The organism is Carnobacterium viridans (assembly GCF_900102725.1).
Lineage (GTDB): Bacteria > Bacillota > Bacilli > Lactobacillales > Carnobacteriaceae > Carnobacterium_B > Carnobacterium_B viridans.
In genome coordinates this window covers 2,082,501-2,097,085 of record NZ_FNJW01000008.1, presented here as the reverse complement: position 1 = coordinate 2,097,085, position 14,585 = coordinate 2,082,501, and the positions used below count along the sequence as shown (strand labels likewise).

Annotated in this window: 5 protein-coding genes, 25 tRNA genes, 3 rRNA genes and 1 riboswitch (1 of these 34 only partly in view); of the genes, 2 read left to right on the top strand and 31 right to left on the bottom strand. The window is 40.3% G+C overall.

Annotated elements, in window-relative coordinates:
• Positions 1-50 precede the first annotated feature (50 nt).
• Both BLT48_RS14360 and BLT48_RS11620 read right to left on the bottom strand, forming a co-directional pair.
• Positions 51-3,788, bottom strand: a complete 3,738-nt coding sequence (locus tag BLT48_RS14360; protein WP_089978097.1) for a LysM peptidoglycan-binding domain-containing protein — start codon at positions 3,786-3,788, stop codon at positions 51-53.
• Positions 3,789-4,024: 236 nt separating this feature from the next.
• The gene (locus BLT48_RS11620) at positions 4,025-4,279 is read right to left on the bottom strand and encodes a hypothetical protein (RefSeq protein WP_023177035.1); all 255 of its coding nucleotides are present in this window, start codon (positions 4,277-4,279) and stop codon (positions 4,025-4,027) included.
• 258 nt (positions 4,280-4,537) lie between these two features.
• On the opposite strand from BLT48_RS11620, the gene BLT48_RS11615 reads away from it, so the two are divergent.
• Both BLT48_RS11615 and mnmM read left to right on the top strand, forming a co-directional pair.
• Positions 4,538-5,161, top strand: coding sequence for a phosphatase PAP2 family protein (locus BLT48_RS11615; protein ID WP_244885823.1), 624 nt, complete (start codon positions 4,538-4,540; stop codon positions 5,159-5,161).
• Positions 5,162-5,317: 156 nt separating this feature from the next.
• A complete protein-coding gene (gene mnmM, locus BLT48_RS11610; RefSeq protein ID WP_089978094.1) occupies positions 5,318-5,896 on the top strand; it encodes a tRNA 5-(aminomethyl)-2-thiouridylate-methyltransferase MnmM in 579 nt (192 codons plus the stop codon).
• A gap of 21 nt (positions 5,897-5,917) precedes the next feature.
• Here mnmM and metK read toward each other — a convergent pair whose 3' ends face one another.
• The 29 genes from metK to BLT48_RS11460 form a co-directional block, all read right to left on the bottom strand.
• Positions 5,918-7,108 carry a methionine adenosyltransferase gene (gene metK, locus BLT48_RS11605; RefSeq protein WP_089978091.1) on the bottom strand — a complete coding sequence of 397 codons (1,191 nt, stop codon included), beginning with the start codon at positions 7,106-7,108 and terminating at the stop codon, positions 5,918-5,920.
• A riboswitch (SMK box riboswitch) is annotated at positions 7,106-7,193 on the bottom strand. It overlaps the preceding gene by 3 nt.
• A gap of 1,201 nt (positions 7,194-8,394) precedes the next feature.
• Positions 8,395-8,466: transfer RNA gene (locus tag BLT48_RS11595), tRNA-Glu, on the bottom strand.
• Positions 8,467-8,485: 19 nt separating this feature from the next.
• Positions 8,486-8,559, bottom strand: a tRNA-Ile gene (locus BLT48_RS11590).
• A gap of 10 nt (positions 8,560-8,569) precedes the next feature.
• Positions 8,570-8,640: transfer RNA gene (locus tag BLT48_RS11585), tRNA-Gly, on the bottom strand.
• 9 nt (positions 8,641-8,649) lie between these two features.
• A tRNA-Phe gene (locus BLT48_RS11580) sits at positions 8,650-8,722 on the bottom strand.
• Positions 8,723-8,737: 15 nt separating this feature from the next.
• Positions 8,738-8,810 (bottom strand) — tRNA-Asp (locus tag BLT48_RS11575).
• Between the two features lie 38 nt (positions 8,811-8,848).
• A tRNA-Met gene (locus BLT48_RS11570) sits at positions 8,849-8,921 on the bottom strand.
• Positions 8,922-8,947: 26 nt separating this feature from the next.
• Positions 8,948-9,037: transfer RNA gene (locus BLT48_RS11565), tRNA-Ser, on the bottom strand.
• 45 nt (positions 9,038-9,082) lie between these two features.
• Positions 9,083-9,154, bottom strand: a tRNA-Glu gene (locus tag BLT48_RS11560).
• A 25-nt stretch (positions 9,155-9,179) separates the two neighbouring features.
• Positions 9,180-9,267: transfer RNA gene (locus BLT48_RS11555), tRNA-Ser, on the bottom strand.
• Between the two features lie 40 nt (positions 9,268-9,307).
• Positions 9,308-9,381 (bottom strand) — tRNA-Ile (locus BLT48_RS11550).
• An 8-nt stretch (positions 9,382-9,389) separates the two neighbouring features.
• Positions 9,390-9,460 (bottom strand) — tRNA-Gly (locus tag BLT48_RS11545).
• Between the two features lie 5 nt (positions 9,461-9,465).
• A tRNA-Asp gene (locus tag BLT48_RS11540) sits at positions 9,466-9,538 on the bottom strand.
• Between the two features lie 36 nt (positions 9,539-9,574).
• Positions 9,575-9,647, bottom strand: a tRNA-Met gene (locus BLT48_RS11535).
• A 26-nt stretch (positions 9,648-9,673) separates the two neighbouring features.
• Positions 9,674-9,763, bottom strand: a tRNA-Ser gene (locus tag BLT48_RS11530).
• 37 nt (positions 9,764-9,800) lie between these two features.
• Positions 9,801-9,874, bottom strand: a tRNA-Ile gene (locus BLT48_RS11525).
• Between the two features lie 21 nt (positions 9,875-9,895).
• Positions 9,896-9,969: transfer RNA gene (locus tag BLT48_RS11520), tRNA-Met, on the bottom strand.
• 38 nt (positions 9,970-10,007) lie between these two features.
• Positions 10,008-10,080: transfer RNA gene (locus BLT48_RS11515), tRNA-Ala, on the bottom strand.
• Positions 10,081-10,090: 10 nt separating this feature from the next.
• A tRNA-Pro gene (locus tag BLT48_RS11510) sits at positions 10,091-10,164 on the bottom strand.
• Between the two features lie 30 nt (positions 10,165-10,194).
• Positions 10,195-10,268: transfer RNA gene (locus tag BLT48_RS11505), tRNA-Arg, on the bottom strand.
• A gap of 3 nt (positions 10,269-10,271) precedes the next feature.
• A tRNA-Leu gene (locus tag BLT48_RS11500) sits at positions 10,272-10,360 on the bottom strand.
• A 50-nt stretch (positions 10,361-10,410) separates the two neighbouring features.
• Positions 10,411-10,482 (bottom strand) — tRNA-Gly (locus BLT48_RS11495).
• 6 nt (positions 10,483-10,488) lie between these two features.
• A tRNA-Thr gene (locus BLT48_RS11490) sits at positions 10,489-10,561 on the bottom strand.
• 35 nt (positions 10,562-10,596) lie between these two features.
• A tRNA-Leu gene (locus tag BLT48_RS11485) sits at positions 10,597-10,681 on the bottom strand.
• A 41-nt stretch (positions 10,682-10,722) separates the two neighbouring features.
• Positions 10,723-10,795 (bottom strand) — tRNA-Lys (locus BLT48_RS11480).
• A gap of 1 nt (position 10,796) precedes the next feature.
• Positions 10,797-10,872 (bottom strand) — tRNA-Val (locus tag BLT48_RS11475).
• Positions 10,873-10,899: 27 nt separating this feature from the next.
• Positions 10,900-11,015, bottom strand: a 5S ribosomal RNA gene (gene rrf, locus BLT48_RS11470).
• Positions 11,016-11,105: 90 nt separating this feature from the next.
• Positions 11,106-14,026: ribosomal RNA gene (locus BLT48_RS11465) — 23S ribosomal RNA — on the bottom strand.
• Positions 14,027-14,262: 236 nt separating this feature from the next.
• Positions 14,263-14,585, bottom strand: a 16S ribosomal RNA gene (locus BLT48_RS11460); it runs 1,239 nt beyond the window's last position.
• The 16S, 23S and 5S rRNA genes sit together here with 25 tRNA genes alongside, the layout of an rRNA operon.

Below are 14,585 nucleotides of genomic sequence, written 5' to 3'. Positions count from 1 at the left end.
CTTGCAACATAAAAGGAGACTCAAATTTTATGTTGAGTCTCCTTTTATGATTATTTGATAATCAAAGACTGACCAACAAATATAACATCTGATTTTAAGTAGTTCGCTGATTTCAAATCTGAAATAGACATACTATATTTTTGAGCAATATCCCAAAGAGTATCGCCACTGACGACTTTATGCATATTTACACTAGTTGGTGTTGTCGTTGTACTACCTGAAGTTGAACCGCCTTTAATCGTTAATGCTTGGTTCACATAGATCGTATCTGTTTTTAGGTTGTTCCATGTTTTCAAGTTTGCTACAGATACACCGTATTTTGATGCAATAGCTGTCAATGTGTCACCTGATTTCACAGTGTGTGACGTGGTGCTCGTATTCCCTGTGCTTGGTGTACTTGGTGTTGTCGTTGATACGCCTGAAGTTGAACCGCCTTTAATCGTTAATGCTTGGTTTACATAAATCGTATCTGTTTTTAGATTGTTCCATGTTTTCAAGTTTGACACAGATACACCGTATTTTGATGCAATAGCTGTCAATGTGTCACCTGATTTCACAGTGTTTGACGTGGTGCTCGTATTCCCTGTGCTTGGTGTACTTGGTGTGCTTGGTGTTGTCGTTGATACGCCTGAAGTTGAATCACCTTTAATCGTCAACGTTTGATTCACATAAATCGTATCTGTTTTTAGGTTGTTCCATGTTTTCAAGTTCGCTACAGATACACCATGTTTTGAACCAATGCCTGTTAACGTATCACCAGATTTTACTGTGTACGATGTGCTGCTTGTGTTTCCTGTACTTGGCGTACTTGGTGTTGTTGATCCGATTGAAGTTGAACCGCCTTTAATCGTCAACGTTTGATTCACATAAATCGTATCTGATTTTAGGTTGTTCCATGTTTTCAAGTTCGCTACAGATACACCATGTTTTGAACCAATACCTGTTAACGTATCTCCAGATTTTACAGTATACGATGTGCTGCTTGTGTTTCCTGTACTTGGTGTTGTCGTTGATCCGCTTGAAGTTGAACCGCCTTTGATTGTCAACGTTTGATTCACATAAATTGTATCTGATTTTAAGTTGTTCCATGTTTTCAAGTTCGCTACAGATACACCATGTTTTGAACCAATACCTGTTAATGTGTCACCTGATTTCACTGTGTACGATGTGCTGCTTGTGTTTCCTGTACTTGGTGTACTTGGTGTTGTCGTTGATCCGCTTGAAGTTGAACCGCCTTTAATCGTCAACGTTTGATTCACATAAATCGTATCTGATTTTAGGTTGTTCCATGTTTTCAAGTTCGCTACAGATACACCATGTTTTGAACCAATACCTGTTAACGTATCTCCAGATTTTACAGTATACGATGTGCTGCTTGTGTTTCCTGTACTTGGTGTTGTCGTTGATCCGCTTGAAGTTGAACCGCCTTTGATTGTCAACGTTTGATTCACATAAATTGTATCTGATTTTAAGTTGCTCCATGTTTTCAAGTTCGCTACAGATACACCATGTTTTGAACCAATACCTGTTAATGTGTCACCTGATTTCACTGTGTACGATGTGCTGCTTGTGTTTCCTGTACTTGGTGTACTTGGTGTTGTCGTTGATCCGCTTGAAGTTGAACCGCCTTTAATCGTCAACGTTTGATTCACATAAATTGTATCTGATTTTAGGTTGTTCCATGTTTTCAAGTTTGACACAGATACACCGTATTTTGATGCAATAGCTGTCAATGTGTCACCTGATTTGACTGTGTACGATGTGCTGCTTGTGTTTCCTGTACTTGGTGTACTTGGTGTTATCGTTGATCCGCCTGAAGTTGAACCTCCTTTAATCGTCAACGTTTGATTCACATAAATCGTATCTGATTTTAAGTTGTTCCATGATTTCAAGTTTGACACAGATACGCCGTATTTTGAACCAATACCTGTTAAAGTGTCACCAGATTTTACAGTATATGACGTTTCGCCTGTATTCGACGACCCTGTATTTCCAGTGCTTGGTGTTGTTGAAGAATTATCATTTGATTCAGGAGTTGTTGTTGATCCTCCTGAAGATTTTGTATCATATTGTGTTAAGTTATATGCATTTATAATAGCATTTAATTTAGATGCATAAGTTGGGTCCGTCGCATAACGCCCTTGTAACCAAGCTGTTGCCTCAAATGCATTTGATGAATTACTTACCCAAGCTCCAGAATAATAGCCATGATCCCATGAAGTTCCATTTTTTATTAAATTTGCATTATCTTGTAAAGACTCAGCATAAGACGGGTATTTCTTAAAGTTTTGCGGAATGTAAATCCAGCCTGTTGAAGAACTCCATTCAGAAGTATACATCGTAACTGTATTTCCGTTGTAGCTTCCTTTGATACCAAATAGATTGTAGTTTGGACTAGTTGCTAGTTTACTGCTGCCATAGCCACTTTCTAAAGCTGCTTGTGCAATCATAACAGAAGCATATAAATCATTTTTAGCTGCAACTTGCTTTGCATAAGAGGCAATAGCATTAACAAAACCAGCTGGTGTTGTTGCATTTGCAATAGAGTCATTTGTTTTAGAAGGCGTTGGAGTTGTTACGTTCTTGGCTGCTGCTTCATTTAATGCTAAAACTTGTCCAACTTTAATTAAATCTGAAGACAAATTGTTCCATTTTTTCAAGTTTGCTACAGTCACATTATTGGCTTTACTAATTTTATTTAGTGTATCTCCCGATTTTACTGTGTACGTTTTTGCTGTTGCTACAGAAGTTGTTGCTACTGCTGTTGTTTTAGCTGAAGTCGTTGCAACTTTTGAAGTAACTGCAGTTGTTTTAGCCGAAGTCGTTGTAGTTTTCGGAGCAACTACCTTGGCTTTAACCGTTTCTTTTACAACTTCCTTTTTAACCTCTTCTTTTACAATTGTCGGTTCTTCTACTACTGGTTCTTCAGATTCTACAATAGTTTCAACCGTATCTTCTGCTTCTTCTGGAATACTAGGTTCAGCTTCGTTTGGAAGTTCTGCAACTTCTGGTTCTATAATTTCTTGTTCTACTGCTTCAATTGCTTCTACTACTGGTACATCTTTTTCAATTTCATTTGGTAGTTCTACAACTTCTGATTCGCTCGGTTCAGCAACAAGATCAATTTCTTCTTCTACTACTTTTTCAGATTCATCTTTTGAAATAGTATCCTCAATCTCAAGTGATTCCTCTACTACTTCTGGTTTTAACACTTCAATTTCTTCGGCTGTATCTTCTTCTGAAACATCGCTTTCATCTTTAACTGCCTCGGTTGGTTCAGTAGTAGAATCATTTAACTCATCAGTTATTCCGGTACCTGCTTCATTTTCTATTTCTTCATTTGATTCTTCTGTTAATTTTTCTAGAGCAGTTAAAATTAATTCATCAATTTCTTCAACTGATAATTCGTCAAATTTTAAAGTTTCAAAATCTTCTGTAGATATAATAGTTTTTAATTCTTTAATTTTTTGTTCTTTCTCAATTAAATCGTCTTGTGATATGTACTCGCTACTGTCCGTTTCTACAGCTGTCTTTGTGGTTGCTTCTTCGGTTACATTAGTTACATTGCTGTTATGTTCAAGCGTTTCTTCCAATTTTTTACTACTTGTATCAGCTAATTCATTTGCGCTAGCTGATGCAGAAAAAGTTGGAAATGCTAGTAAACTCACTAATAAAGTTGTGCTAAAAACAGCTGTGCCTTTTTTCATCAATCCATTAGTATATCCTGATTGATCAAAACTTTTTTTATTTTTTTCAGCTGAAATTCTTTCTTTTCTTGTTTTTTCCAAAGTGAGTACCTCCTACTTTTATTCTTTAATCATTCTCAAGGTCTACTTTATTGTAAAGCACTTGCTATTTTATTATATCTTTCCCATAGATAGAATGGAAGGTTAAGTTAAGTAGAAGACCTTTTTTTAATATACGTTACACAACCGTAATATACACATATAGCGTTTCACTAAAATAGACAAAAAAATCAACCTAAATGTATAGTGACATTAGGTTGATTCGACTCATTTATCATTTAAGCAAAAGAAGTATCTGTTATCCAATCTTGTTGCAACAAAAAGTATGTATCTTTATTGTATGGTATCCAAAGATCAGCTGCAATAATATCTATAATAGCGTCCCAAAACACCGAATCTGTTTGTTGTTGTTTGGTTGTATTAAGCACTAGGCTCTTTCCATTTTCTGTTTGTACTAAAATTTTTGGAAATTGAATGCTCTTAATTTGACACGTCCCTATTAGTTGAACATATTCACTGTCATCAATTAGCATGTATTTCACTCCCTTAACCTACTACATTTAGTATATTCTTCAACTATTAAAAAAGAGATAAGAAAGTGTGAATTTTAAAAAAAGTTATTATTTTTTTACTGATAGTCTTTGTTCTGTTTAATACTTTTAGTTTATTCTATACGTAGAATATGCTAAACTTATTTTTTCAATAAGTATATCCAATTTATAGAAAGTATGAGAAAAATTATGAAATCTAAAACATCTTTTTTTACCTCGAATTATTTTTTATTGTGTCTAGTGTTACTCATTCCTTTTAGTGTACTTGCATATGGAGTCGCACAGCAAGCTGAGTGGATCAATGTGTTTGACCACTTTATCGCCTCTCCTATCTTAATGAATCGTTCTCCTAAAAGCACTGCTTTTTATTCATTTATAACCGATATGGGTGGAACCTTTTTTATTGTACTTCTTACGTTGATCGTCAGTCTTTATTTTATTTGGCAAAAGAAAGATACTAAAACAGCATATTGGTTTATTTTACATGTTGCTCTAGGAGCTGGGCTCTTAAATCAAGTCGTAAAATTCTTTTTCCAGAGAACTCGGCCAACTATTGAACATTTGGTTTTACAAGACGGTTATAGTTTTCCAAGCGGTCATTCTATGGCTTCCTTAATTTGTTATGGTGGAATTGCTTTTTTGATCATCCACTTCACTCAAAAAAAATGGATTAAGTGGTTAACTTGTTTAATAACCGTACTCATTGTTAGTATTGTTGGTTTAAGTCGTATTTACTTGGGGGTACATTTTCCTTCTGATGTAGTTGCTGGATTTTGTTTAGCAGGTTCTTGGTTTGCTCTTTCTGCAGCCTTTTACTCTATTAAACTAAAAAAAATTAACAGAATTAAAAAGACTACATTTTAGCCATATAGACCCCTAAACAAGATTATTTAAATAGAAAGAAGGAAATTGACGTCTCACTCCAATTTCCTTCTTTTTTGATTATTCCATATTTATTTATAAATGATAAAATAGAATAAATAAGTCCATTCATTGATCGGATAGGAAGGATGAATAATCATGCTTGAAAATGCTCTACACTATAGTCATACTTTATTAAAAAATACTCTTATACCTGGGGATATTGTTATCGATGCCACAATAGGAAGTGGGAATGACACAGTTCTATTAGCAACGTTAGTAGGTAACACTGGGAAAGTTTATGGCTTTGACTTACAAGAAGAAGCCATAAAAAAAACCAAAGAAAAACTACTCTTAACTGGCTTAGCGGATCAAGTTGTGTTATTTCAACAAGGTCATGAGACGCTTAGTTCTGTACTGCCTAAAAATACTCTTTTAGCTGGAGCTGTTTTTAATTTAGGCTATCTGCCTAAAGGTGATAAGACTATTATTACAAAAGCTGAAACTACATTAATCGCCATCAAAGAAATTTTGCCTCGCCTAAGAAAAGGAGGATTGCTTTTACTCGTTGTTTATTATGGTCACGAGGGCGGAAAAGAAGAAAAAAAAAGTGTGCTTAATTATGTCCAAACACTTTCTCAAACAGATTACACGGTTTTACGTTATGACTTTTTAAATCAAAAAAACAATCCACCTTTATTAATAGCTATTGAAAAAAATAAAGAAATGACAGCTTAGCGTCATCTCTTTATTTTTATATTATTTAGCTAAAAATAATTTTAAATCGTCAACTTTATCCGTATGTTCCCAAGTTAAGTCAATATCGGTACGTCCAAAGTGACCATATGCTGCAGTTTGTTTATAAATTGGTCTTTGTAAATCCAACATTTTGATAATTCCAGCCGGTCTCAAATCAAAATTAGCTCGTACTGCTTCAATTAATTTTGATTCTGAAATGGTTCCAGTTTCAAATGTATCAATAGAAATAGAGACTGGGTGTGCTACTCCGATTGCATAAGCCAATTGAACTTCACATTTATCCGCAAATTTGGCAGCTACAATATTTTTCGCAATATAACGAGCAGCATAACTTGCTGATCTATCGACTTTTGTAGGATCTTTCCCAGAGAAAGCTCCACCGCCATGACGAGCATAGCCACCATAAGTGTCCACGATAATTTTACGTCCTGTTAATCCGGCATCTCCTTGTGGTCCGCCAATAACAAAACGCCCAGTTGGATTAATAAAGTACTTAGTATCTTCATCTAATAGCTCACTAGGTATCTCATGTTTAATGACAAGTTCAATCATATCTTTTTTCAATAATTCATAGGTTACATCAGGATGATGCTGTGTACTGATAACAATAGTATCAACACGCAATGGTTTGTTATTTTCATCATATTCTACCGTAACTTGAGCTTTCGCATCTGGTCTTAAGTAAGAGACCAACTTTTCTTTTCTAACGATAGATAACCGTTTTGTTAAACGATGGCTCAAAGAAATGGGCAATGGCATTAATTCAGGAGTTTCGTTTACAGCAAAACCAAACATTAATCCTTGGTCCCCTGCACCGATTTGATCTAACTCATCTTGATTCGTTTCTTTAGATTCAATAGACTCATCAACACCTTGAGCAATGTCTCTTGATTGTTCGTCAATAGATACAATTACAGCACACGTATCTGCGTCAAAACCATATTTAGCTCTTGTATATCCGATTTCACGAATCGTATCACGTACTGTTTTTTGGATATCAACATATGTTGTAGTAGAGATTTCTCCCGCCACTAATACTAAACCTGTTGTTACAATCGTTTCGCAAGCAACGCGTGCGTCCGGATCTTTTGTTAAAATTGCATCCAATATAGCATCACTGACTTGATCAGCTATTTTATCTGGATGTCCTTCTGAAACAGATTCAGAAGTAAATAATCTTCTTTCTGTCATTACTTTGTTCCCCCTTTAAATTTTCGGTTACAAGGCTTCTCCACTTCTAAAGTGAATCCTCTCGGGAATCCGATTTGCAAACCTTATACATTTTACCATAATTCGTACTTTATTAGTATTAAATCTACTAAAATTAGTGAATTTGATCAAAATCATCATACTTTCTAGCCGTTCAGCTTATTTATTCTTCATTTCTCTATACCATTATCCCTTTTTTAGGTAAAATAAGATTAGACAAATCATTAAAAGGAGTTTTTTCATTGGTGCACTCTATTTATAAAACTGTTACACATTATCTTTATCATCCTTTATTTTTAGTTCTCGTTGTTCCTTTCTCTTATTTATTAATAGGTACACTTTATGCTAGTCAGTATAGTTCATTTAATTTTATACGTTTTCTCCTATTGTATAGTTTTATTTTTTTTAATCACTTATTAGGAAATTTTTTATTTAAAACGATTAAATCACCTTTTTCATTTAATCATATTCCATTTCTTATCTTTGAAGTATTAAATTTACTGCTCATCTATTACTTTGCTTACAACATTCATTATTTAGTAGGATTGTTATGTTTCTTTTATAGTTTGGTGATTCATTTACAATTTTATCTTGTTAAACAGGGTTATTCGTGGCTGATGTTATTTTTTTCTAGTGTATTTAAGGGTGGTATATTAACCTACCTAAGTTTTTTTGTTCAAGCAAATTTCATCCCTAATACACTTTTTTATTGGAGTATTCCATTAATACTAATGGTCTTTTTAGTTGAGCTGGGAAAACTTCAATTAAACTATACAAAAATTAATGGACAGTTGAACGACCATGATCCAAACAATCTTTTTTTAGATCACAAACACTTTCAACGTATCGTTTTATATTTACTAATTCTGATCTATGCAGTCAGTTTCATCTCTTTTATTCCTACTTTCAAGAGCCTATCATTTATCTTTATACTTACTTTACCTTTTACTGTTAAAGTCGTTCAATTAGTTTTTTCCAAAAAAAAATCGATTTCAGCTAAATTAACACAAAGAACTTTGCAACTCTGTGCCATTTCTTTTTTTATCTCTTTTAGTATAATGCTCTTCATTTATACTTTTTGAGGCTATTCTCTTAAAGAAACAGGTTCCATGGATGCTTAACGCAAGCCATGAAATCTGCCTGAACTATTGAAATGACAAGACTATTATTCTTCACCTACGTTACTTGACGTAGAACTACTAAAAATTATTGAATCAAAAAAGGATAAGAGAAGTTTCCTCTTATCCTTTTTATTCGGCTTATTTTTATGACCCGTACGGGAATCGAACCCGTGATACCGCCGTGAAAGGGCGGTGTCTTAACCGCTTGACCAACGGGCCGTTCTAAATTGTAGTACAATGGGCCTAAATGGACTCGAACCATCGACCTCACGCTTATCAGGCGTGCGCTCTAACCAGCTGAGCTATAGGCCCAAAAAAAAAAAGCGGGTGACGAGAATCGAACTCGCATCAACAGCTTGGAAGGCTGTGGTTTTACCACTAAACTACACCCGCATTAAAAAGTGGCCTGGGACAGAATCGAACTGCCGACACCTTGAGCTTCAATCAAGTGCTCTACCAACTGAGCTACCAGGCCAAGTATTAAATTAAACGGTCTCGACGGGAATCGAACCCGCGATCTTCTGCGTGACAGGCAGACATGTTAACCCCTACACCACGAGACCAATTTTGCATTTAAAATTATCTTTTTTAAAAAGATAAATTGCGGGGACAGGACTTGAACCTGTGACCTTCGGGTTATGAGCCCGACGAGCTGCCAACTGCTCCACCCCGCGATAATATAAATGAATCATTTTAAAAAAGGAGGATAAGAGATTCGAACTCTTGCGTGCTTTTACACACCTGACGGTTTTCAAGACCGTTCCCTTCAGCCGGACTTGGGTAATCCTCCATAAGACTGATAAGATGATGCTATTAAATTAAACAAAATTGTTTATGACCCGTACGGGAATCGAACCCGTGATACCGCCGTGAAAGGGCGGTGTCTTAACCGCTTGACCAACGGGCCTTGAAAACTAACAATAATAAAAATACGGAGAAGGAGGGATTTGAACCCTCGCGCCGCGTTAACGACCTACACCCTTAGCAGGGGCGCCTCTTCAGCCACTTGAGTACTTCCCCAAAACAACTAAAATAATTATTGATTTATAAAATTATTCAATGGGCCTAAATGGACTCGAACCATCGACCTCACGCTTATCAGGCGTGCGCTCTAACCAGCTGAGCTATAGGCCCATAAAAAAAGCGAGTGACGAGAATCGAACTCGCATCAACAGCTTGGAAGGCTGTGGTTTTACCACTAAACTACACTCGCAAAAACGGTCTCGACGGGAATCGAACCCGCGATCTTCTGCGTGACAGGCAGACATGTTAACCCCTACACCACGAGACCTTTACTTTTAAAACTACCTTTTTTTCAAAAGATAAATTGCGGGGACAGGACTTGAACCTGTGACCTTCGGGTTATGAGCCCGACGAGCTGCCAACTGCTCCACCCCGCGATAATATAAATGAATCATTTTAAAAAAGGAGGATAAGGGATTCGAACCCTTGCGTGCTTTTACACACCTGACGGTTTTCAAGACCGTTCCCTTCAGCCGGACTTGGGTAATCCTCCATAATGATACAAGGTTACTTTAATCTTAACCGATTAATGGACCTTGTAGGACTCGAACCTACGACCGGACGGTTATGAGCCGTCTGCTCTAACCAACTGAGCTAAAGGTCCAAGATCTTTAAAAAATAATAATAGCGGCGAAGGGGATCGAACCCCCGACCTCCCGGGTATGAACCGGACGCTCTAGCCAGCTGAGCTACACCGCCATAATAATAAGGTAATAAAGATGAAATTTTATAAAAAGTGGAGCCTAGCGGGATCGAACCGCTGACCTCCTGCGTGCAAGGCAGGCGCTCTCCCAGCTGAGCTAAGGCCCCAAAATTTCAATCGGGAAGACAGGATTCGAACCTGCGACCCCTTGGTCCCAAACCAAGTGCTCTACCAAGCTGAGCTACTTCCCGTTACTGAGTTATTCTTTTTTTCAAAAGAAATGCACCCAAGAGGACTTGAACCTCTAACCCCTTGATTCGTAGTCAAGTACTCTATCCAATTGAGCTATGGGTGCAAATGGTGCCGAGGGCCGGAATCGAACCGGCACGGTGATCACTCACCGCAGGATTTTAAGTCCTGTGCGTCTACCTGTTCCGCCACCCCGGCATTAGAACAGCTTTTCATTCTTACGAATGACCTCACTAGTTGAACTAGTAAGCGAAAGACGGGATTCGAACCCGCGACCCCCACCTTGGCAAGGTGATGTTCTACCACTGAACTACTTTCGCAAAAAATGCCGGCTAAAGGAGTTGAACCCTCGACCCTCTGATTACAAATCAGATGCTCTACCAACTGAGCTAAGCCGGCTAAAGTGGTACTTCACTAATCATTCAACTAAAAAATGGTGCGGGTGAAGGGACTTGAACCCCCACGTCTCTCGACGCTAGATCCTAAATCTAGTGCGTCTGCCAATTCCGCCACACCCGCATAAAGTCTGGCATAACTAACCTTACTTGAATGATTAGTTATGAGTCATGCAGGATTCGAACCTGCGACCCTCTGATTAAAAGTCAGATGCTCTACCAACTGAGCTAATGACTCATGGTGGAGGTTGACGGGATCGAACCGCCGACCCTCTGCTTGTAAGGCAGATGCTCTCCCAGCTGAGCTAAACCTCCATGGGAAATAAAATTTTAATTGAATCTGCGTGGCAACGTCCTACTCTCACAAAGGGAAACCCTTCACTACCATCGGCGCTAAGAAGCTTAACTTCTGTGTTCGGCATGGGAACAGGTGTGACCTTCTTGCCCTCATCACCACACAATTTCAATCGAAAGTCCGTTGGACTCTCAAAACTGGATAAAGTCTAAAGTGTGTTTCGTTTGCTTACCTTCGTACACCGGGTCTTGCTTTGGTTAAGTCCTCGACCGATTAGTATTGGTCCGCTCCGTATATCGCTATACTTCCACTTCCAACCTATCTACCTGATCATCTCTCAGGGGTCTTACTCACTTACGTGATGGGAAATCTCATCTTGAGGGGGGCTTCACGCTTAGATGCTTTCAGCGTTTATCCCGTCCACACATAGCTACCCAGCAATGCCCTTGGCAGAACAACTGGTACACCAGAGGTGTGTCCATCCCGGTCCTCTCGTACTAAGGACAGCTCCTCTCAAATTTCCTACGCCCGCGACGGATAGGGACCGAACTGTCTCACGACGTTCTGAACCCAGCTCGCGTACCGCTTTAATGGGCGAACAGCCCAACCCTTGGGACCGACTACAGCCCCAGGATGCGATGAGCCGACATCGAGGTGCCAAACCTCCCCGTCGATGTGGACTCTTGGGGGAGATAAGCCTGTTATCCCCAGGGTAGCTTTTATCCGTTGAGCGATGGCCCTTCCATGCGGAACCACCGGATCACTAAGCCCGACTTTCGTCCCTGCTCGACTTGTAGGTCTCGCAGTCAAGCTCCCTTATGCCTTTACACTCTGCGAATGATTTCCAACCATTCTGAGGGAACCTTTGGGCGCCTCCGTTACACTTTAGGAGGCGACCGCCCCAGTCAAACTGCCCGTCAGACACTGTCTCCCAGCCCGATAAGGGCTGTGGGTTAGAGTGGTCATACAGCAAGGGTAGTATCCCACCAACGCCTCCACCAAGACTGGCGTCCTGGCTTCAATGGCTCCTACCTATCCTGTACAAGCTGTACAAACACTCAATATCAAACTGCAGTAAAGCTCCATGGGGTCTTTCCGTCCTGTCGCGGGTAACCTGCATCTTCACAGGTACTATAATTTCACCGAGTCTCTCGTTGAGACAGTGCCCAGATCGTTACGCCTTTCGTGCGGGTCGGAACTTACCCGACAAGGAATTTCGCTACCTTAGGACCGTTATAGTTACGGCCGCCGTTTACTGGGGCTTCAATTCTGAGCTTCGCCCGAGAGCTAACCCATCCTCTTAACCTTCCAGCACCGGGCAGGCGTCAGCCCCTATACGTCATCTTACGATTTTGCAGAGACCTGTGTTTTTGATAAACAGTCGCCTGGGCCTATTCACTGCGGCTGACCAATTGGTCAGCACCCCTTCTCCCGAAGTTACGGGGTCATTTTGCCGAGTTCCTTAACGAGAGTTCTCTCGCACACCTTAGGATTCTCTCCTCGACTACCTGTGTCGGTTTGCGGTACGGGCAGTTGGTTTCTAACTAGAAGCTTTTCTTGACAGTGTGACATCGGGAACTTCGGTACTTAATTTCCCTCCCCATCACAACTTGTTCTTAAAGAAGCAAGCATTTGACTCACTTCAAAACTTGTTGCTTGGACGCGCATATCCAACAGCGCGTATTCCTTAGCCTACTGTGTCCCTCCATTGTTCAAACAAAACCAACTGGTACAGGAATCTCAACCTGTTGTCCATCGTCTACGCCATTCGGCCTCGACTTAGGTCCCGACTAACCCTGGGAGGACGAGCCTTCCCCAGGAAACCTTAGTCATTCGGTGGACGGGATTCTCACCCGTCTTTCGCTACTCATACCGGCATTCTCACTTCTAAGCGCTCCACTAGTCCTCACGATCTAGCTTCAACGCCCTTAGAACGCTCTCCTACCATAGAACCAATGGTTCTATCCACAGCTTCGGTGTTATGTTTAGCCCCGGTAAATTTTCGGCGCAGGGTCACTCGACTAGTGAGCTATTACGCACTCTTTAAATGATGGCTGCTTCTGAGCCAACATCCTAGTTGTCTAAGCAACTCCACATCCTTTTCCACTTAACATAAACTTTGGGACCTTAGCTGGTGGTCTGGGCTGTTTCCCTTTCGACTACGGATCTTATCACTCGCAGTCTGACTCCCGGATATAAATCAATGGCATTCGGAGTTTATCTGAATTCGGTAACCCGAGAAGGGCCCCTAGTCCAAACAGTTGCTCTACCTCCATGATTCTAATTCCGAGGCTAGCCCTAAAGCTATTTCGGAGAGAACCAGCTATCTCCAAGTTCGATTGGAATTTCTCCGCTACCCACACCTCATCCCCGCATTTTTCAACATACGTGGGTTCGGTCCTCCAGTGCGTATTACCGCACCTTCAACCTGGACATGGGTAGATCACTTGGTTTCGGGTCTACGACCACATACTCATTCGCCCTATTCAGACTCGCTTTCGCTGCGGCTCCGTCTCATCAACTTAACCTCGCATGGGATCGTAACTCGCCGGTTCATTCTACAAAAGGCACGCTATCACCCATTAACGGGCTTTAACTATTTGTAGGCACACGGTTTCAGGGGCTATTTCACTCCTCTTCCGAGGTTCTTTTCACCTTTCCCTCACGGTACTGGTTCACTATCGGTCACTAGGGAGTATTTAGCCTTGGGAGATGGTCCTCCCGGATTCCGACGGAATTTCTCGTGTTCCGCCGTACTCAGGATACTGATCAGAGTGAAATAGGTTTCGATTACAGGGCTTTTACCTTCTTCGGCAGACCTTTCCAGGTCGCTTCTTCTACCTACTTCATTTATGACTCTATGTGTTCAGTCCTACAACCCCAGAAAGCAAGCTTTCTGGTTTGGGCTATTCCCGTTTCGCTCGCCGCTACTCAGGGAATCGATTTTTCTTTCTCTTCCTGCAGGTACTTAGATGTTTCAGTTCTCTGCGTCTACCTCTACTGACCTATGTATTCAGTCAGCAGTAACATCCTATCAAAGATGCTGGGTTCCCCCATTCGGAAATCTTTGGATCAAAGCTCACTTACAGCTCCCCAAAGCATATCGGCGTTAGTCCCGTCCTTCATCGGCTCCTAGTGCCAAGGCATTCACCGTGCGCCCTTATTAACTTAACCTATGGTTAACAGTTAATTTTTAAACCTCATCTTTCGATGAGAACCTTAAAAAAACTCATTTTTAAAACTTTTCGGTGTGTTTCTGGTTTGTTACTTGAATTACACTTTTTAACTTTATCCAGTTTTCAAAGAACAACGTATTGCTGCAACCAAAGTTGCGTTTTTTTGAGAAGATTAGACCTCTCAAAACTAAACAAAGTAAAGACGAATGTGTGGGTTTCCGTTATATTCCTTAGAAAGGAGGTGATCCAGCCGCACCTTCCGATACGGCTACCTTGTTACGACTTCACCCCAATTATCTGTCCCACCTTAGGCGGCTGGCTCCCAAAAGGGTTACCTCACCGACTTCGGGTGTTACAAACTCTCGTGGTGTGACGGGCGGTGTGTACAAGACCCGGGAACGTATTCACCGCGGCGTGCTGATCCGCGATTACTAGCGATTCCGGCTTCATGTAGGCGAGTTGCAGCCTACAATCCGAACTGAGAATGGCTTTAAGAGATTAGCTTGGCCTCGCGACCTTGCGACTCGTTGTACCATCCATTGTAGCACGTGTGTAGC